The 19190-nt window shown below is 67.0% G+C and carries 18 protein-coding genes; 9 read left to right on the forward strand and 9 right to left on the reverse strand.

Features of this window, described 5'->3' with window-relative positions; all coding sequences use genetic code 11:
* The first annotated feature begins 184 nt into the window (after positions 1 to 184).
* From J3S20_RS26685 to J3S20_RS30570, 4 genes are all read left to right on the forward strand, one after another.
* Positions 185 to 655 carry a hypothetical protein gene (locus tag J3S20_RS26685; RefSeq protein ID WP_216839981.1) on the forward strand — a complete coding sequence of 157 codons (471 nt, stop codon included), beginning with the start codon at positions 185 to 187 and terminating at the stop codon, positions 653 to 655.
* Positions 656 to 898: 243 nt separating this feature from the next.
* Positions 899 to 1585, forward strand: a complete 687-nt coding sequence (locus J3S20_RS26690; protein ID WP_216839982.1) for a response regulator transcription factor — start codon at positions 899 to 901, stop codon at positions 1583 to 1585.
* A gap of 494 nt (positions 1586 to 2079) precedes the next feature.
* Complete coding sequence (locus J3S20_RS26695; RefSeq protein ID WP_216839983.1) at positions 2080 to 2802, forward strand: histidine kinase dimerization/phosphoacceptor domain -containing protein; 723 nt, start codon at positions 2080 to 2082, stop codon at positions 2800 to 2802.
* 497 nt (positions 2803 to 3299) lie between these two features.
* Complete coding sequence (locus J3S20_RS30570) at positions 3300 to 6026, forward strand: PAS domain S-box protein (RefSeq protein WP_246603305.1); 2727 nt, start codon at positions 3300 to 3302, stop codon at positions 6024 to 6026.
* A gap of 102 nt (positions 6027 to 6128) precedes the next feature.
* Here the strand turns inward: J3S20_RS30570 and J3S20_RS26705 are convergent, their stop codons facing one another.
* Positions 6129 to 6509, reverse strand: a complete 381-nt coding sequence (locus tag J3S20_RS26705; RefSeq protein WP_216839984.1) for a response regulator transcription factor — start codon at positions 6507 to 6509, stop codon at positions 6129 to 6131.
* A 355-nt stretch (positions 6510 to 6864) separates the two neighbouring features.
* Between J3S20_RS26705 and J3S20_RS26710 the strand changes: the two genes are divergently transcribed.
* Both J3S20_RS26710 and J3S20_RS26715 read left to right on the forward strand, forming a co-directional pair.
* On the forward strand, positions 6865 to 7590 hold the full coding sequence (locus J3S20_RS26710) for a helix-turn-helix domain-containing protein (RefSeq protein ID WP_216839985.1): 726 nt from the start codon (positions 6865 to 6867) through the stop codon (positions 7588 to 7590).
* A 148-nt stretch (positions 7591 to 7738) separates the two neighbouring features.
* A complete protein-coding gene (locus J3S20_RS26715; protein ID WP_216839986.1) occupies positions 7739 to 8134 on the forward strand; it encodes a hypothetical protein in 396 nt (131 codons plus the stop codon).
* Positions 8135 to 8313: 179 nt separating this feature from the next.
* Here the strand turns inward: J3S20_RS26715 and J3S20_RS26720 are convergent, their stop codons facing one another.
* Entirely contained in the window at positions 8314 to 8547 is a 234-nt protein-coding gene (locus tag J3S20_RS26720; RefSeq protein ID WP_216839987.1) for a hypothetical protein, read from the reverse strand.
* Between the two features lie 156 nt (positions 8548 to 8703).
* Positions 8704 to 8964: a hypothetical protein gene (locus J3S20_RS26725; RefSeq protein WP_216839988.1), complete on the reverse strand. Its 261-nt coding sequence runs from the start codon at positions 8962 to 8964 to the stop codon at positions 8704 to 8706.
* Between the two features lie 269 nt (positions 8965 to 9233).
* Here J3S20_RS26725 and J3S20_RS26730 point away from each other — a divergent pair, with 269 nt between their 5' ends.
* The gene (locus J3S20_RS26730; RefSeq protein ID WP_216839989.1) at positions 9234 to 10217 is read left to right on the forward strand and encodes a zinc-dependent alcohol dehydrogenase family protein; all 984 of its coding nucleotides are present in this window, start codon (positions 9234 to 9236) and stop codon (positions 10215 to 10217) included.
* A 56-nt stretch (positions 10218 to 10273) separates the two neighbouring features.
* Positions 10274 to 10732 carry a host attachment protein gene (locus J3S20_RS26735; RefSeq protein WP_216839990.1) on the forward strand — a complete coding sequence of 153 codons (459 nt, stop codon included), beginning with the start codon at positions 10274 to 10276 and terminating at the stop codon, positions 10730 to 10732.
* A gap of 577 nt (positions 10733 to 11309) precedes the next feature.
* On the opposite strand, the gene J3S20_RS31005 is transcribed toward J3S20_RS26735, so the two are convergent.
* Positions 11310 to 12908, reverse strand: a complete 1599-nt coding sequence (locus tag J3S20_RS31005) for an MBL fold metallo-hydrolase RNA specificity domain-containing protein (protein ID WP_216839991.1) — start codon at positions 12906 to 12908, stop codon at positions 11310 to 11312.
* Between the two features lie 381 nt (positions 12909 to 13289).
* Here J3S20_RS31005 and J3S20_RS26745 point away from each other — a divergent pair, with 381 nt between their 5' ends.
* Positions 13290 to 13829 carry an LOG family protein gene (locus J3S20_RS26745; protein ID WP_216839992.1) on the forward strand — a complete coding sequence of 180 codons (540 nt, stop codon included), beginning with the start codon at positions 13290 to 13292 and terminating at the stop codon, positions 13827 to 13829.
* On the opposite strand, the gene J3S20_RS26750 is transcribed toward J3S20_RS26745, so the two are convergent.
* The 5 genes from J3S20_RS26750 to J3S20_RS26770 form a co-directional block, all read right to left on the reverse strand.
* Positions 13775 to 15310, reverse strand: coding sequence for a mannose-1-phosphate guanylyltransferase/mannose-6-phosphate isomerase (locus J3S20_RS26750; RefSeq protein ID WP_216839993.1), 1536 nt, complete (start codon positions 15308 to 15310; stop codon positions 13775 to 13777). The two genes, J3S20_RS26745 and J3S20_RS26750, sit on opposite strands and share 55 nt — an antisense overlap.
* A 26-nt stretch (positions 15311 to 15336) precedes the next feature.
* Complete coding sequence (locus tag J3S20_RS26755) at positions 15337 to 16320, reverse strand: UDP-glucuronic acid decarboxylase family protein (protein ID WP_216839994.1); 984 nt, start codon at positions 16318 to 16320, stop codon at positions 15337 to 15339.
* Between the two features lie 73 nt (positions 16321 to 16393).
* A complete protein-coding gene (locus J3S20_RS26760) occupies positions 16394 to 17851 on the reverse strand; it encodes an exopolysaccharide biosynthesis polyprenyl glycosylphosphotransferase (RefSeq protein WP_216839995.1) in 1458 nt (485 codons plus the stop codon).
* A 5-nt stretch (positions 17852 to 17856) separates the two neighbouring features.
* Positions 17857 to 18069, reverse strand: coding sequence for a hypothetical protein (locus J3S20_RS26765; protein WP_216839996.1), 213 nt, complete (start codon positions 18067 to 18069; stop codon positions 17857 to 17859).
* 101 nt (positions 18070 to 18170) lie between these two features.
* Positions 18171 to 18974 carry a WecB/TagA/CpsF family glycosyltransferase gene (locus J3S20_RS26770; RefSeq protein ID WP_216839997.1) on the reverse strand — a complete coding sequence of 268 codons (804 nt, stop codon included), beginning with the start codon at positions 18972 to 18974 and terminating at the stop codon, positions 18171 to 18173.
* Positions 18975 to 19190: the final 216 nt, after the last annotated feature.

The following is a 19190-nucleotide window of genomic DNA, read 5'->3' on the forward strand; positions in this document are numbered from 1 at the left end:
GTGGAGCTGCGGCTGACTTCCGACGACGCGCTGCAGGTGCGGTAGATCTGTTCATCGGGCGGGGTCCGCCTGGGCCTATCCGCCGTGACAACAGGCCGGTGTCCGCGGCGAAGGTGTTGCGCGGCTGGCTCGGTCGGCTTGGGGGCACGCCACCGTCCTTGCGCGCGCCGCCATCGCGCTCGGCTTGGCGGAGCCATTTCCAGATCCGCTGCGCCGTCGGCTCGAACTCCCCGGCAAGCTCCTCGGGGGTTCGGCCTGGTCGGACCGACTCCACCATCTGGCGCTTGTGGACAGCGTCGTTGTCGCGGATCAGGTGCAGGTCAAACTCGGCCGGGTCTGCCTGTGGATCAGCCGCAGCGATCGGATGAACTCGGCGGCGCGGTGGCGAAGCATGCGCTGGCTGATCACCCTGTTCGCCTTTACTTCGAGGGCGGCGAACAGCGTGGTTGTGCCGTGGCGCTTGGTCTTAGGTCATGGTCGTGCAACGGACGCACTTCATCGGAAGCTCTGGCCGAGTGTGCTCGGGCCAGACCGATCAATCAAGCCAGGCAAGAACAGTTGCCCCACCGCATCCATTATGATTGGCTGGCGCGCGCTGACGACCTGTGTGTTGATCCATGCCGCTTCAGGCTCGACAAGTATTCGTCGGGCGTGATTCCGGCTGACCGCGCAGGATCGAATTTATAATGATGTCTGGCAGGTGTCACATGGCATCAGCTGCCACACCCAAATGTAGCGATCAAACCCTTCATTTCGAATCTGCCGATAATATGATGACGAAGATCGCAAGATCATAGCCAATCCATTAGAATATTACAGAGTCGATTGTATTCGGATATGGTTTGGCTTCTGTGGAGATCCCGATATCGGCCACGACGCGCCCTGAGAGGGGAGACAGATGGTTGACCGGACAGCCTGCCCGCTCATCGTTCATTTGATCGACGACGATGCCGACGTTCGCTGGGGTATCGAGACGCTTCTCTCCTCAGCCGGCTTCAAGACGCAAAGCTGGCCCGACGCAGCATCGTTTCTGAATGCCCTACCTGAAATAAACCAGGCTCAGATCGGTTGCGTACTGACCGATGTGCGGATGCCCGAGATGGATGGGCTGGATCTGTTGCGTCGACTCACTCAATTGCGATTTGCACGGCCCGTCCTGCTCGCGACGGGTCAAAGTGACATTGCTCTGGCTGTTCGTGCCATGAAGGCAGGGGCCTTCGATTTCATCGAGAAGCCGTTCGAGGAGAATGCCCTTCTTACGGCCATTGCCGAGGCTTTCGCCTTGGCGGGCACTGTGCGCCCGCCTCCACGACATGACATCGTGGATGCGGCAAGGCGGATCGCCTTGCTGTCGCCGCGCGAACGCGAGGTGTTAGACCTCGCGATGACAGGCATGCCCAGCAAAGTCATTGCGCATGAGCTGAACATCAGCCCACGCACGGTCGAGGTGCACCGCCTGCGGCTCATGGCCCGGCTGGGTGTCGGAAGCCTTGCAGAGGCCGTGCGGTTGTCCGTCCTGGCCGAACTTGGTGACGGCGGAGCGGCCAGCCGCATATCGCCGCCTGATCAAGAGCGTGAAGGCTGATCGCGGTTCTGCCGGGATTCCCACGCTCTGCTGATCCAGCGCAATGCAGCCGTGTCTTTGCCCCGCATCATGCGCGCTGGTCTGAAGCGCGGAGGCCCATCTTGGCAGTTGATCAGCAGGGCAAGCAGTCTGACATGTCGTCCGACGTCGTATCGGCCCCGGATGGCCAAGCTTGCACCCTGCAGGACACATGCTGTGCATCGCCCGACGGCGCGTCAGCCGCCTTTGAGCATGTGCTCGAATGCTGTTCCTCCCTAGCCGGCGGCTTGGTTACTCTCTGGCTAAGCCCTCAGGCCGCCTCACGCGGTCCCCCATGCGCTGCCGCCCATCGGACGCCCGAGCTGGTTCGCAATGCCGTGCGGCGCGCCAGGCTGCTTCAGCACGCCGGCTGGGCCCCGACACTTCTGTCGCTGCCCCTGCGGGGGAATGGTAGTCCCCTCATTTCCTGCGCCGCGGTGCGGTTGGAATGCAGTAACGGCGAAATGTGGGGGTTGATGGTCGTGACCCGCCCGGCCGGCATGGCGGATTCCATAGCTGGCCGCAGCAGGCTCATCTCCGCGGCGAGACTCCTGGCCGACCGTCTGCAGGTCGAAGACATCTGCTGTGCCCTTCGCAGCGAGCTCCGCCTGCGGGACAGCAATGCGATCGAGGCGGTGGTGCGGCGACAGGAAGCCAATCACCGGATCAAGAATCAGCTGCAGATCGTTGCCTCGGCCCTGCTGCTGCAAGCCAGATCGGAGGTGGCCATTGGCGATGGCCGGGCCCAGTTGTTGCTCGCAGCGCAACGTGTTCATGCGATCGCGGAGATCCACAAGCTGCTTCAGGATACGGATGTGCCGGACATGTCCGATCCCGAGCCGTATCTGCGCAGCCTCGTCGCGAATATCAGCCTGGCCACTACGGCGGCCGGCACGCGGCCGGTGCAGATAGACGTCGAGCCAGGGCTTCGGATGATTGCGCCGCGTCTGTTGAGTCTTGGTCTCGTCACCACCGAGTTCCTCACCAATGCGCTGAAGCATGGCGTCGGCGCGATCCGGGTGGAGGTTCGCGCGGCGGGGCGGCACGCGCGCCTGTCCGTGGCCAGCGAGATTTTGTCGGATGCAAACCCGACACCGCGCATGGGCGGCCTCGGCCTGTCCCTGGTCCGCTCCCTCTCGATCGCGACCGGCCACCGCCGCCTCGGCGAACGCGACCTTGAGTTCAGTGCCATACTTTGAATGTCGCATATCGCACGTCTGGATGACCTACGCGCTGGCTGCGTCTCGAACCCTATCGGCTCGCGACGCGTCGCATGTCCGCGAGCCAACGGTGGATCAGTGGCGGCGAGCGATCTGGGAAGGCTCGCCCTGCGGCAGCGGGTTTCGCTTTGAGTGAACCATGTGACAGTCAATCGCGGACTTTGCCCCTGCGCGTCCTAGAGAAGGCCAAGGCTGCATTCACCATTCTGCGGCGGATCAACCGGACGTGCGTCGACAGACCAATCCGTCTGGCGTCTTGTTTCGCGGTGTCCGGGTCAGCCAGCCCGGGATACGCCAGTCGCGCACCTGCGCGCCCTGCAAGGGCACGGGGCGTTCCGCGCCTTGCCGTCGCACCAATCGGCCGAAGCCGCGCAGCAGGGCTCAGCGGGCTTACTGAGGACACGTTGTACCTACTCGCATGACCGCTCAGGGGATCGTAGGCTAGTCCAGAACCGCCACCCTTACAGGAATGCACCTTGGCTGGTTTGACGGACGGCGCTCACGGGGTATCCGGGCCTGGGAAGGCGGAATTACCGATCCTCCGTCGCTTTCGCACACGCCTCGCGCATCTGCTCATCGCCATATTCCTGCCGCTGATCGTGCTTTCTGCCGGGCTTGGCGTGATGATGGCGGTTGGCCAGCGCAACGACGCGCTACGACGCCTGAGCGAGACGTCACGTGTCCTGCATGTCGCGGTGAATCGAGAATTTGCCCTGATGATCGCGACGCTCGAAGCGCTCGCGACCTCGCCATCTGTCGACGACGCTCTGGCGGCTGGACCCGGAGCGCCGGGGACCTTGGCCTTCCACGAGCAGGCGACGGCGATGGTGACCAACGGCCATGGGGTACCCTTCGTAGTCTGGCTGCTGCCGGCACAGGGGGCGCGGCCTGTCGTCAACACCCTTCTGCCGGCGACAGCGGTGCCTCCGCCCCTGGCGGATCTACACTTTCCGGCGCGGCCCATCGGGGAGCCCCCGGCGCCCGACATCGCCTACCGCCAGGTGCTGGCGACCGGCGAACCCTACATCGGTGATCTCGTGCAAGGACCCGGTGATGGGTTCGCCGTCATCGTGAGTGTGCCGGTGCGCCGCGCAGGGCGCGTGGCGGCGGTGCTGGGCGCCGGCCTGAAGCCTGCCGCATTGGGGCTGGCGATGAGCCGACAATTGCCCGACGGGCCAGGCATCGCCGTGCTCGTGGACCGCGGCGGCGTGATCGTGGCGCGGAGCCACGATGAGGACCGCTTCGTCGGCAAAGCCGCCAGCGCCGAGACCGTCGCGCGCCTGTCAGATCCGCAGGCGCGATCGGGGACGGTCGCGGTTGCCTCATGGGAAGGTACCCCATTCTACGCGTCCTTCCGCCGGCTCAACTTGGCCGGTTTCACCGTGGGCTTCGGAGAGGCAAAATCCGTCGTCGACGCGCCGCTTTTGCGCGTAACGTGGCTGGCCGGTACAGGTGCGGCGCTCGCCTTGGTCCTTGCCGTCGGTGCGGCGCTCTGGCTGGGCCGTCGCCTGGGCCGCGAGATCGAGGCGCTCGGCCAGGACGCCGCGCTGCTTGTTTTGCGCAAGCCGGTTCCGGTGCGGGACGAACCGGTTGTCCAGGAAGTTGCCGCGGCACGCCGGGCGCTCGTCGAGGCGGTTACCGCCGCGATCGAGAGCGAGGCACAGTTGCGTCTCTTTATCGCCCGGGCGCCGGCGGCCATCGCCATGTTCGACAATCAGATGTCGTATCTCGCGGCAAGCCAGCGCTACTTGCTTGACTACGATATCGCGGTGGCGGGGCCAGAGGCTCTGCTGGGACGCAGCCATTACGAGGTATTTCCGGATATCCCGGAACACTGGCGGGCCATCCATCGGCGCGTCCTGGCGGGCGAGACGCTGGACGCCGCCGAGGACCGGTTTCCACGTGCCGATGGCCGCGTCGACAGCGTCCGCTGGGAAATGACGCCCTGGCACCATCCAGACGGATCGATCGGGGGGGCGGTGCTTTTCTCCGAGGTGGTGACCGAGCGGAACAGGGCGAACCAGGCGCTACGGGAGAGCGAAGCGCGGCTGCGCTCCATCCTGGCGACGGTACCCTCCGCCATGATCATCATCGACGACCAAGGCACCATTGAATCCTTCAGCGTCACGGCGGAGCGCATGTTCGGCTGCACGGCGGCGTATGCGGTCGGCCGAAACATCTCGATGCTCATGCCCGAGCCGGACCGGACGAGGCACGACTCGTATCTCGCCCGCTACCGCGAAACCGGCAAACGCCACATCATCGGCACCGTGCGAACCCTGATGGGACGAAGGCTGGACGGCTCGGAGTTTCCGATGGAGCTTTCAGTCGGCGAGGTCGAAGTTTCCGGGCGCCGGCTCTTCACGGGATTCATCCAGGACCAGACGGAGCGCGAAGGGGCTCAGCGCCAGTTGCAGACGGTCCAGGATGAGCTTCTGCATGTCTCGCGCCTGAGCGCGGCTGGCGAGATGGCCTCGACGCTTGCGCATGAACTGCATCAGCCACTGACTGCCATTGCGACATCCATCGGTGCGGCCAAGCGGCTGTTGGCCGGCACGTCCTTCGGCAGCGGCGAGGACGGGCCTGTTCAACGGAAGGTTCTTGAGGCCCTGGAGCGGGCCGCGGCGCAGTCGCTGCGCGGCGGCCAGATCATTCGGCGCCTTCGTGAATTCGTTGCCAAGGGCGAGTCAGAGCACCTGCCCGAAGACATCGGCCGCCTGATCGAGGAAACTCGGCCGCTGATTCTGGCCGGCGTTCGGTCCGGCCGGGTGCAGGTCTCCTTCCATCTTGAACCGGGGCTGAAGCCGGTCCTGATCGACAGGATCCAGATCCAGCAGGTGATCCTGAACCTTACCCGGAACGCCGCGGAGTCCATGGACGAGGGTGGGGCGCTGAGCCCCATGAGAAACGAGGTCCGGGTCGGCACTCGGACGCCGGAAGAAGGCTGGGTGGAAGTCAGCGTGGCAGACCGGGGCCCCGGCCTCGCGCCCGAAGTGGCCACGAAGCTGTTCACCGCCTTCGTATCGACCAAGGCGGGCGGGATGGGGGTGGGCCTGTCGATCTGCCGGACGATCGTCGAAGCCCATGGCGGCCGCATCTGGGCCATGCCCAACCCGGATGGCGGTACGGTATTTCGCTTTACATTGCCGACCATGCCGCCCGAGACATGCGCCAATGTCGATCGCATAACCGGGCTTGCCTGAGATCGTGGCAGACTGCGTGACACGTTGGTCGACCGCATCCGATACGGGCACTGGCTGCCCGCTTTCCTCAATCCAGCCATTGATGAGCTCTGGCCACGCGACCTAGGCGAGCAAAGCCGTTCTGATGGCAGCCAGGATCTCATCGACCCGGAACGGGTCGACCTGAACCAGGGTCAGCGATGACTGCTCCGCGCGCCGACGGGGCCGGTGCGCCTCGGCCGCGAGGACCACGACCGTCACGGGTCCGTCGCCCTGTACCAGATGCTCCGTCAGCCGTGCATAACTGGCTTGGTCGCGGTGCGTCGGGTCGAGCAGCACGCAATGCGGCTGGCCGCGCAAGACCGTCCCGGTCGCGGCCGGAAACTCCCATACCGACGTGAAGGCGCGCGACGTAATGCCTTCCGATTCCATCAGCAGCAGCAGTGCTTGGCGGACTGCCACATCCGCGCTGATGATCGAAACCTGCGGTTTCGCGGGGCCCATCGGTCTTCAGCAAGGTTGGCGGAAGACTCGGGCGCAGCATTTGGCAAATGCTGGCCTGCCCTCCGCGCTCATACCGATGGATGCGTGCGGCGCGGCGGCGTGGACGCTGGTTACCGTCAGCAGATCCATGACGAGGGCCTCCTCCGGCGTCAGGCGATGCCGTACTGCCGTGCTGGCGCACGGCGCCGGAGGAGCCTCGCGCATGCTGCCAAAAGGCATCTTGATTCAGATCAGCAGCGCGGCGCACATCGCTGAGCGCGGGGAGGACTACGTAGTTCTACGAGCAGGAAATTCCCGGAATAGGGCGCGCAGTCAGTCATTGCTAACCATGTTGGTGCCTTGAGGAGCATCGACCATGCAAACGGTGTCGCTGGCCCGCAGCCCTGCTATCGGCTTCCCGTTCCCCGTCGCCAGCCGGTCGGGACACACCACCTCGCCAGCACAGCTTTCCGGGCGGCCGATGCGCTGCGCACGGGGGACGTTGATCTATGCCGAGGGGGATAGCGTGCAGGATCTGTACAAGGTCGTCTCGGGCAGCATCCGCACCTACCGGACCCTGTCGGACGGACGCCGGCTAATCGCCTCCTTCGCGCTGCCGGGAGAACTCTTCGGCCTGGACGGCATCGGAACGCATCGTTGCGCGGCGGAGGCCGTGACGGATGCGGTGATGATCGCTTTTGCGCGGAAGGAGATCGAGGCTTGTGTTGAGCGTGATCCGCTCGCAGCCAAATGCTTCCAGATGTTCGCGCTGGAGAAGCTGATCTCCGAGCAGGATCGCTGCGTGCTGCTCGGACGCAAGACGGCCAGCGAGCGCGTCGCGTGTTTTCTTCTGGACCTGGCGGACCGCAGCGAGGGCCATCCGCACCTGATCGACCTGCCGATGTCCCGCTACGATATCGGGGACTATCTGGGGTTGAGCACCGAGACCGTCAGCCGGTCTCTCACCTGCTTTCGCAAGCGCGGCATCCTTGCAGACCGGGGCCCGCACCGCGTCGAAGTTCTGGATCGCGATGCGCTGGAAGATGCGGCCTCCGGTATCGAGACGCCTGCGACCGACTGCGCCTGCCTACGACCCGTCTGAGCGAACGGCCAGTCTGCCCTGCAGGACACGCCACCGCATGGCTGATGGCTAGCCGGGTTGCAGGAAGTGGCGTGCCGTTGACCTGGCTCAATGCGCCACGAAGCGCCTGGGTTGCGTGATGCTCCGTTGAAGACTGAGGAGATGTGACATGGCTGATTCCGTCGAATTTCCATTTCCGGCGCTGCGTCCCGAGGTGGCGCTGTCACATGCGCAGATCGGGCTGACCAGCCTGTCCCAGGCCTATGCGCGTGTTACGCACAGCCTTATGTCGGCCAGCATGGCGCAGATGGAGCTGATGCGTTCGCTCTGCGCCTATGGCCCGACGGACTGGCAGCGCACGCTGAATCCCGTTCCGCCGCACCTGGCCGCCCGGCAGTGGCTGAAGGATATCAAATACCAGTTCGGTTCCGTGACGCGGCAGGGGCGCCAGATCAGCGACGACCTGGCCGCCGGACTGTTTGGTGCCGCGGAGGGACTGATAGAGGACATGGCACGCCTTGGCACCGAAGACGGGCCCGACAAGCGCGCTCAACCGATGCCCTGATCGCCGCCGGCGATTCCATGACACCGTCCGTGCGACGACACGTGGCTCGCTCCCAGGGTGGCCAGGGAGGACCGCCGGCATGGTCCGCGTTGCGCTGAAAGCCGGCGGCACCGAGGGGATTGGTGCCGCCACCGCCGAGGCGCTGCTCCGCGCAGGCATGAAGCCCGGTCCGCCGCGGCTCAGTCCAGGCCTCGGTGGTGGCGTTCATCGAACGCTTGCGTTGCAAGCGGGACCATGGACAGCAGGGGAAGGCCTGCATGGGTCAGCCCTGCCAGAACCGCTCCCTCGCCCTCGTTGCGCGCGGCTCCCGCGGCCTCGGCTTCCGCGACATGTTGCATCAGCCGCCATTCGAGACGCAGCGCGGCGGCGATGGCCAAGGAGGCGAGGGCCAGGGTCTCGCGATTGAGGCTCATCGGCCCCTGCCAGCCTGGCTCTCAGCAGGTGTGCGCGGACGGTCGTCTCCACTGCGTCATCTGGCAGGATCGTGTCGGTGTCCATGATCGCGTCCTCCCACGGCGTCTAAACCGTGCGGGCGCGTGCGATCCGCGAACCGCGGTCCGAGGTGGCCGTCACATGCTGATCAATGTCAGCGTTCGCCCTTCGACGCGGCGCAGCCAGCGGTTCATGCTCAGCCGCGACAATGTCTCGGCCCGGCCTCGCTGCGCGCCTTTCGGCCGGCGTCCCCACTCAAACCCGTCCTGACACGCAGGCACGTCGTCGACCTCGGCATGGCGCCCTGTCGCGCGATGCCAAGCTGGGCCGATGGCAGGCACATCCTGCCGCAGAAGCCGCAGCACGGACGCACGGAACCTTGCGATGCCGAGGTCCATCTGGTCTGGCACAGCGCGGTGAAGGCCGTACTCTGCGGTGCCCGCACGGGACTGCCAGCACGCGTGCCCCGCCGCCACGCCTCTCTCGCCGAGCGGCCGGCAGTCCAGAGCAGACAACATGCCTCGACGCGCCGTGGCGGTTTCCTGCTGGAGCGCCCAGACTGGCGTCAGTTTCAGACGCTGCGCGACGAGTTGCCTGGCGCTAGATCGATCCAGCAGATCACGCCGACGTGGCGACCGTGCCCGTAGCTCCGTGATAGCATTCCACGATGCGTGCGATGGTCCTGAACCGGGCGTCCAGGCGCCTTGTCTGCACGACGGTGCCGGAGCCTCACCCCGATGAGGGTGAGGTTCTGCTCCGCATCCACGCCTGTGCGGTATGCCGGACCGACCTGCACGTCGTGGATGGTGAACTGCCGAACGCCAAGCCGGATCTTGTTCCGGGCCATGAGGCCATCGGCCGCGTCGTCGCAGCCGGCACCGGCGTGACGCGCTTCCGCGCCGACGATCGGCTCGGCGTTCCGTGGCTTGGATTCGCCTGTGGCGCCTGCCGCTTCTGCCGGACGGGACGCGAGAATCTGTGCCCGAAAGCGCGCTTCACCGGCTACCAGATCGATGGCGGCTATGCGGAGTTCGCCGTCGCGGATGCGCGATTCTGCTTTCCCATTCCGGATGCCTATACGGACGCCGAGGCTGCCCCGCTGCTCTGCGCCTGGCTGATCGGGCACCGCGCCTTGCGAATGACGCGGGATGCGCGGCGCATCGGTCTCTATGGCTTCGGCGCGGCTGCCCATATCGTTGCGCAGATCGCCCGGCATGAGGGGCGGCAGGTCTTCGCCTTCACCAGGCCCGGCGACATGGCGGCGCAGGATTTCGCGCGCGAACTCGGTGCCGCCTGGGCGGGCTCATCGGACGAGGTTCCGCCGGAGCCGCTGGAGGCAGCCATCCTGTTCGCGCCGGTTGGCGCGCTGGTGCCGGCGGCGTTGCGCGCGGTCGAAGCCGGCGGCACGGTTGTCTGTGCGGGCATCCACATGAGCGATATTCCGTCATTTCCCTATGCGCTTCTCTGGGGCGAGCGGATGCTCCGCTCCGTCGCCAACCTCACCCGTGCCGATGGCGAGGCCTTCCTTGCGCTGGCCCCGCGGGTCCCGGTCAAGACCGAGGTGCACACACTCGCACCCGAACGCGCCAACGAAGCCCTGGACCGCCTGCGCACCGGGGAGGTGCGCGGCGCCCTTGTTCTCGTGCCCTGATGGGAGGCCGGACGCGCGCCGCGGCGTCCGGCACTCCGGGCAACCGATCGGCGGCGATGGAGGAGACCGTCATGCCGCCAGGCATCGAATGGGCACTTGTGGCCAATGCAGGCCGCGCCCGGTTGTTCGAGCGCCGCATCCCCGCCGGCCCGTGGCGGGAACGTGTCGAGGACGCGGTCGAAGCCGAGAACCCGCCAGCGCGGGAACGCGGCACGGACCGGCCCGGGCGCGTGCACGAGAGTGCCACCACGGCACGCCACGCGATCGAGCCACGCACCGACCCGCATCGGGCCGCGAAGGTCGATTTCGCCGCACGCCTCGGGACCTGGCTTGATACGGCGGCGGCCTCCTATCAACGCCTTCTGCTGGTCGCGCCGCCGACCTTTCTGGGCAATCTGCGTGCGTCGCTGGGGCATGCGGCGCGCGGCAAGCTGCACGGGACGCTGGACAAGGACCTCACCCAGCTGCCGCTCGCTGAACTGGCGGAACGCCTGGGGGAGGCTCGCGCGGAGTGAGGCTTCCGGGCGGCCCGAGACAGACAGCATTCCGTAGACAGGGGGGGTGGTGGTCCCCAGGCTGGCCGCCCTTGATGAAGACCAACGGGAAGCCGGACGCGCCGCGCCAGGCTTTAGACGGCCGCAGGCTCACCGGATTTAGACGCTCTGGCAGCCCTTGGCTGCAGCTCGGCACGAGATCGGAGCCGAGGAGGAATTCGGAGAACTACCATCTCGGGGAGCGCCGCGTCGGGACGCCTCTGCCGCTTGTCGTTCGGGGAAGGAGATGTTCGTATCCGCTAGGCGGATGCTGCGCGAAGCGGATCGACAATGCCATCGTTGGCCCCAGCACCGCCTCTCGTAGCGATCCGATGCGCGAGACCAAATGGCGTACCGGGTTCAGGTGGATGCGCGCCATTGGTTTTCTTTCTCAGTGCTGGCGCCGCCTGCGAGGATGGGTCTGTTGCCACGCGCGTGTCGCGGACAAAGGTGCAGGGCCCGGGCCAGCAGCCTGAGCGGCGGCAGCGCGAATCCTCCTGCTTGGCAGAGTGCTGGTGGACAACGCCGGCCACTGTGCGCGAAGGCTCAGCCGTGGCACTCAGCGGTCCTCCAGCGCGCGCCGGAGACGTTGCAAGAGCGCGGCGCGGGAGCGGTCGTCCCGCGCTTGCTCGATCGCCTCCTCAATTCCGAGCAACAGCGCCGCGCGCTCATTGTGCCAGTCCGGGCGCCCGACGCGCTCGGGTTGCTCGCGGCGACGGCCGGAAGCCCCGGCATCGCGCTCGGGTGCGCGGCCGGGCGAAAGACGGAAGGCCTCGTCCAGCACGGGCTTTACCAGACCGGCCTCCGGTACGATGCCGCGGCCGAGTACGCGCTTCGCCAAGCCCTCGATCGCAGTTTCCTCCCCATGAACCAGAAAGACGCCGCCGCGCACTGGTCCGCGGGCGACGATCCAGCGGCCGAGTTCCGGTCCGTCGGCGTGGCCAGAATAGCCCTCCACCATCGCAATACGTGCGGCGACCTTCACCATCTCGCCCCGGATCCGGACCTGGGCGGCGCCGTCCTGCAGCAGCCGCCCCAGCGTGCCCATGGCCTGAAAGCCGACCAGCGCAACCACGGTCCGCGGATCCCAGAGCTTCGCCTGAAGGTGCGCTCGGATGCGCCCCGCCTCGCACATGCCGCTGCCGGCGAGCACAATCCGGAACCCCTCCTGCCGCGCGAGCCGCATGCTCTGCTGCGCGTCCTCCACCTCGTGCAGCCGCGGGTCGGCGAGCGCTGCGAGCAGCGCGGCCCCGTTCTCCAGCATCGCCGCATGCTGTGCGAAGACACGCGTGGCGCGGTTGGACAGCGGACTGTCGAGGTGGATATCCGCCTTCGGCACCTGGCCGGTCCGCATCAACGTGACGAGGTCCAGCATCACCTCCTGCGCCCGCTCCACCGCGAACACGGGAACCAGCATCGTCCCGCCCTGCCGCGCCGCGCTGCGCGCCAACTCCCCCAGCGCAGCCCGGCGCTCCGCCGGCGCGATGGCGGGGCGGTCTTCGTCGCCATAGGTGCTCTCGACGATGAGGTGGTCGATGCCGCCCGTGGGTCCCTCCGGATCGCGCTGCATGGGTCCGAGGTCGGGGCCGATGTCGCCGGAGACGAGCACGCGCACAGGGCCGTCCCCGTTGTCGAACTCCAGTTCGATGGACGCCGAGCCAAGCATGTGCCCCGCGTTCCAGAACCGCGCGCGAATGCCCTCTGCCGGGTTGATCCACTCGCCATAGCTCACCGGGTCGAATGACCGCAGTGCACGCTCCGCGTCCTGCGCGGTGTAGATCGGTGCGACCGGCTCGCGCCCGCGACGGCGGTTGCGGCGGTTAAGCTGCTCAACCTCCATCTCCTGGATGTGGCCGGCATCGGGCAAGAGGCAGGAGCAGAGGTCCCGCGTCGCCTCCGTGCAGTGGATGCGGCCGCGGAAGCCTGTCTTGACCAGGCGCGGCAGCAGGCCGCTGTGGTCGATATGCGCGTGCGTCAGCAGTACGGCATCAATGGCTCCAGGTTCGAAGGGGAAGGGCTCATAGTTCAGGGCCTTCAGCGTCTTGGGTCCCTGGAACATGCCGCAATCCACCAGGATGCGCGCCCCCGGCGCCTCGAACAGCAGGCAGAGCCCGGTCACCGTGCGGGCCGCGCCACAGACCTTCAGGCCGATTGCCAAGACACCCTCCCGCAGCTTCCCATCCGGTGCCAGTATAGGCGTGGGCGCGGGCGCCGGTCTTCACCGCGCCGACAGGAGGAGCGTCAGGAGCCGCCATCGTCGCCCCGCACGGGACCCGGCGACGTCGCCGGCCTGTCGGCTGGCGCGGTTCGATCGCGACTTCCTGCTGAGCCCCACCATGCGGGGCGTGCGGCTGCGGGTGGAATCCACCAAGGCAGCTGAGGCGCTGCGCGCTTGGGTCGTACGCTCCACCCTTGCGGTCTTCGGCAGCTTGCGGGTGCGGGAGCATGGGCCGGGCCGCCAGACCGTCTGGTACGAGGAGGCGCGGCGCTTTGGCCGTATCGCTCCGAGCGAGGCGGGGCGCTGCGGCCCGTGGCGGGCGTGCGGGACAACGTGATCGCGACGGGCGGTGGGCCCGGGATCGTGGAAGCGGCCTGTCGCGGGGCCTGGGAGGCCGGCGCACCTTGCATCGGCTTCAACCTCTGCCTGCCACGGGAGCAACAGCCCAACCCCTGCACCACGCCGGAGCTGACCGTCCAGTTCCACTACTTCGCGATCGGCAAGCTGCACAAGGCGATGCGCGCGCGGGCGCCCGGGGTATTCCCCGGCGGCTTCGGCACGCTGGACGAATTGTTCGAACTGCTGGCCCTGCGCCAGACCGGCCGCGTCGGCGGGCTGCCGATCCTGCTGGTGGACGAAGCCTTCTGGCGCGGCCTGATCCGCTGGGACGTGCTGGTGGAGTCGGGCATGGTAGAGCCGGCTGATTTGGACCGGCTGACCTTCGCCGCCGTGCGGAGGATGCCGGGACCCTGCCAAAGGGGGCGGGCCCGGGCCGGATCACCTAGGCGTGCCTCGCCCAAGGCGGTTCAGCAGCGGCCAAACATATCCTCGAGCCGGACGATGTCGTCTTCCCCGAGATAGGCCCCCAGCTGGACCTCGATGATCGCCAGCGGAATCCTCCCGGGGTTCGAAAGCCGGTGCACGCAGCCCAGCGGCAGGTGGATCGCCTGGTTCTCGGTCAACAGGATCTCCTCGGCATCGCGCGTGACCAGGGCAGATCCCTGCACCACCACCCAATGCTCCGCACGATGAAAGTGCTTCTGCAGGCTCAGCTTCTGCCCCGGCTGGACCACGATGTGCTTGACCTGGAAACGGCCCTCGATGCTGAGCGTCTCGTAATAGCCCCAAGGCCGGTGGCAGCGGCTGTGCTGCGATGCCTGCTTCCGGCCCATTTCCTTCAGGCGCTTCACAACCCGCCTGACGTCCTGCGCCTGGTCGCGATGCACGGCGAGCACTGCATCGCCAGTCGCCACCACCACCACATCCTCAAGCCCGACGACCGCGGTCACCACGCCGTCCTCGCTGCGAACATAGCAGTCGCGCGAGCCGACCAGTAGCGCATCGCCCGATGCGGCATTGCCCGCGGCATCCTTGCGCCCGACCTGCCAGAGCGCATCCCAGCTGCCGACATCGCTCCAACGCAGTTCGGCCGGAACCACGGCGCCGAGCGCAGTGTGCTCGGCCACGGCATGGTCCAGGCTCAGACTGGGGCAGGCGGTGAAGCTGACCTCATCCAGGCGGATGAAATCGGGATCCTGCCGCCGCAGGCGAATCGCCTCCGTCGCATGAGCCAGCAGTTCCGGGGCATGCAGCGCCATCTCGCGCAGCAGGCCGCGCGCGGTGAACAGGTACATCCCGGAATTCCAGAGATACCGGCCCGAAGCCACGAAGCCGGCCGCGACATCCGCCTTCGGCTTCTCCACGAAGCGGGTGATGGCGTGGGCGCCGGCCGCGGCGTCCAGCGGCGGGCCGACCTCGATATAGCCATAGCCCGCCTCCGCCGATGTCGGACGGATGCCGAAGGTGACGATGCGGCCATCGCGGGCCGCCTCGGCGCCGGTCCGCAGCAGCCGGTGCAGCGCCGGCGTATCCTCGACCAGTGCATCCGCGGCCTTCATCCAGATCAGCGCATCGGGATCCTCCTCCGCCACGAGCAGCGCCGCCGCGCAGATCGCCGGCGCGCTGCTCCGGCCAATCGGCTCGAGCAGGATGCGGCGATCGGCGATGCCGAGCTCGGAGAGCTGCGCGGCGGCCAGGAAGCGGTGTTCCTGGTTACAGACGATGATCGGTGCGGCGAAGTCCGGCCCCTCCGGCCCGCAGCCCTGCGCCCGCAATACCGTCTCCTGCAGCATGGTCCGCTGGGAGGTCAGCGCCAGGAACTGCTTCGGCAGGCTCTCCCGCGACAGCGGCCAGAGCCTGCTGCCGCTGCCCCCCGACAGGATCACCGGCACGATACGCGAGGGCGCTGCCGTCCTGGCCAGCGGCGCAACGCCGGGGGCGCCGGCCAGCTCCGAAGCGGTGGCATCCACGGACAGCCCCGGGTGGAGGACGTTCAGGTCCATCTGGATGATCCTTCTGATCGATGCGCTTAGCCGACGGAATCGCTGATGCCGGCGGAGGCAGGCTGGGCCATCCGGTCGGCGAAGTAGGCAATGGTCCGGCGCAGCCCTTCATCCAGCGACACCCTCGGCTCCCAGTTCAGCAACTGCCGGGCTCGCGAGATGTCCGGGCAGCGCTGCGTCGGATCGTTCTGCGGCAGCGGCTTGCGGACCAGGCGCGACCTGGCGCCGGTCAGGGCGATGATCCTGCTGGCCAGGGTGAGCACCGAGATCTCGTGCGGATTGCCGATGTTGATGGGGCCGGGGACATCCTCGTCGGCACCCATCATTGCCACCATCCCGTCGATCAGGTCGTCGACGTAGCAGAAGGCGCGCGTCTGGCTGCCGTCGCCATAGATGGTGATGTCCTCGCCGCGCAGCGCCTGGACAATGAAGTTGGAAACCACGCGGCCGTCGCTGTCATGCAGACGCGGACCGTAGGTGTTGAAGATGCGGATGACGCGGATCTGGACGTTGTGCCGGCGGGAGTAGTCGAAGAACAGCGTCTCCGCGCACCGCTTGCCTTCATCGTAGCAGGCGCGCGGACCGAGCGGATTGACGTTGCCGCAATAGTCCTCCGTCTGCGGATGAACCGACGGATCGCCATAGATCTCGCTGGTCGAGGCCTGCAGGATCCGCGCGCCGACACGCTTGGCCAGGCCGAGCATGTTGATGCTGCCCAATACGCTGACCTTGGTCGTCTGCACCGGGTCGAACTGGTAATGCACCGGAGAGGCAGGGCAGGCCAGGTTGTAGATCTCATCAACTTCGACATAGAGCGGGAAGGTGATGTCGTGGCGCATCACCTCGAAGTTGGGCCGGTTCATCAGATGCAGGATGTTCTCCTTGCGCCCGGTAAAGTAGTTGTCGACGCAGAGAACGTCGTGGCCCTGTCCCACGAGCCGGTCGCAAAGATGCGAGCCCAGGAAGCCGGCGCCGCCGGTGACAAGGATCCGCTTGCGGTTCTTTGGCATCACGAGCCCTCGGATGGAGTTGTAGAATGTCGTTTCTGAGGTGAGCGTTTCGCGATCAGGCGACGTGCGCGTCTCAGCGTGCGCCGCGCGCGCAGAGCACGGCGGGAAGCGTCTTGAGCACGATGTAGAGGTCGAGCCAGAGGGACCAGTTCTGGATGTAGAATGTGTCGAGCGCTTCCTGCCGGCGAAGGTCCGCGTTGCTGCGTTCCGCGATCTGCCACAGGCCCGTGACGCCCGGCTTCACGCTCATGCGCAGCTGCTGGAACTCGCTGCCGAAGCGCGCGACGTGGTAGTCCGGGAAGGGACGCGGGCCGATCAGGCTGAGATCGCCGCGCAGCACGTTCCAGAGCTGCGGCAGCTCGTCCAGGCTGCTGCGGCGGAGGAAGTCCCCGATGCCCGGCAGCACGCGCGGATCCCGCGCCAGCTTCATGTAGCGGTCCCACTCCTCGCGGGCGGCCGGATCGCGCGCCAGCAGATCCGCCAGCAGGCGTTCCGCGTCGGTATGCATGGTGCGCAGCTTCAGCACCGCCACCGGCCTGCCATGCAGCCCCACGCGGCGTTGGACATAGATGGCGGGGCCGGGGCTGATCATCTTGATCAGCACGACCAGCACGCCGATCACGGGCAGTGCGACCATGAAGACAGGGATGGTGATCAGCAACTCCAGTACGCGCTTCAGGCGCCGCTGCAGTACCGCCTGAGAGAGGTTGGAAACCTCCAGCCCCAGATCGCCGCCGAGGCTGCGAAAGTTCACGCGGAGCGTCGGAAGATTGCCGGATTCCGGCACGGCGATGACGCGGTGAAAGGGCAGGCGCGCGATCTCGCCGCTGGCCACCTCGCCCGACATCGCGACGACGGCGACAGCCTTGCTGCCGTGCAGGCGCGCCGCTTCCGCCACCGTGCCCAGGTTCGCGAGCGGCATGGCGACTTCGCCCGAGATGCGGTCTGCTGCAAAGCCGATGGGACGAAGGCCGAGTTCGGGCTGCCGCAGCAGTCGTTCCGCCAGGCCGGCCGCCGCCGGTCCTGAGCCCACGACCAGTGCCGGCGAGCCCCAGGCGCCGTGCCGGATCAGCACCGGACAGACCAGGGCCTCGAGCAGCAGGCCGACCGCACCGGCCGTCGCACAGGCCAGAATGATGACCGGCAGCGCGGGCGTCGCAGCAACAGAGAAGGCGGCGAGGATCGTGACCGTGACGCAGGGCGCGACGACGGCCCCGATGACGCGCAGCCTGAGCCGCTCGAGCGCGCCGTGGCCCGCCGTGTCATAGAGCCCGAGAATCCGGTGGCATGCGAGCATCGCGGCACCGAGCGCGGAGGCCAGCGGCAGGTCCCAGTTCAGCGGTGCTTCGCCCGCATCGTGCAGCGCGGGCAGCGCCGTGAGAGCAAACAGGATGCCGATCTGCGCCGCCAGGATGTCCAGCGCCGGGAGGGCCAACGAATGCAGCGTCCATCGCCACGCACTCCGCAGCCGCTGACCGCTACCCAAGCCGCCCTGCCTCGGTGCAAAGCCAGCAAGGGCATCCGGGACCATGTCACTCATGCGATCTGCTCCAGCGACCTGTGGATGGGCATGGCGAGTGGCGACTGCGGCGATGACGACATCGCAGTGAGGAAAACGTGAAACGGCATCGCGGAGCGGCCCGTAGAGCGGCCTGCGGAGCGCGCGGCGCAATGCCCTGCCGCGTCACGCTTCACCGCCACGCCGTCGGCCTTGATGTGGCACGACAATGCGAAGCGCCCTTCGGCCATGCCACCGCCCCTGTCCCTGGCCGGTCATCCGTGATCGGCCTGCAAGGCAGAAGGTATAGGTGAAGGCCGTGGTGCCGCGGCCGGGGCAATGGGAGTATGCCCTACGGAGCCATCCTGTCCGCACGGCGCGTCCGCGACATCCCATGATGGCGCAGCAGCTGCGCCAATGCGCGCAGCATGAAGGCGGGATTGTTGCGGAAGTACCGCCCCGCGAGCCGACGCGGTTCGCTCGCCAAGCGGAACGCCCATTCAAGGCCGTTGCGCTGCATCCAGCGCGGTGCCTGCTGCTTCTCGCCAGCCGCGAAATCGAAGGCGGCCCCGACGCCGACGAGCACGGATGCATTCAGCCGGTCGACATGGCTTGCCATCCAGCGCTCCTGCTTCGGCGTGCTGAGGCCGACCCAGACGATCTGCGCACCGGATGCATTGATCTGTGCGATCACTGCCTCATCCTCCTCGGGTGTCAACGGGCGAAAGGGCGGGGCGAAGCTCCCCACCACCTGCAGCCCGGGGTGGCGGCGCGTGAGCGCGGCCGTGAGCTTGCCGAGCGTTTCCGGTGTGCTGCCATAGAAGAAGTGCCGGTAGCCCTTCAGGGCCGAGATCCGGCACATCTCCTGCAGCAGGTCCGGCCCATAGACACGCTCGACCTCCGGATGCCCCAGCCAGTGCGACATCCAGACCATGGGCACGCCGTCCGGAGTCACCAGTCCGGCCGCATTGTGGATGGCCATCAGCTCGGGGTCGCGCTGACTTTCCATCACGCCATGTACGCCGGTGATGCAGACGTAGTGACGTTCTCCGTTACGGATCCAGTTTTCCATCGTCGCCGTTGCGCGCTGCATCGTCAGGATGCTGACGTGGACCCCAAGGATGCTGAGGCGTCCCGATTCCGAAAGCTTGTTCATGACAGGCAATTCCGCTGCTGTTTACCTGCGCGTCTTAGCCGAGGGCGTGGTGCCGTGGCAGCGCGAAGTCCCTAGCCACCTTGGACCGGCCAGCTTCCAGGCGAACGCGTCCTGCGGCCAGATGGACTACTCCTCAATGGTTCTTCGGCGTGGCGTGCGGCCGCCGCATGATGACGCTGTGCATCGCGAGGAAGCTGGTCGATGCTGCATCAGGTG

The organism is Falsiroseomonas tokyonensis (genome assembly GCF_019024325.1).
Taxonomy (GTDB): domain Bacteria; phylum Pseudomonadota; class Alphaproteobacteria; order Acetobacterales; family Acetobacteraceae; genus Falsiroseomonas; species Falsiroseomonas tokyonensis.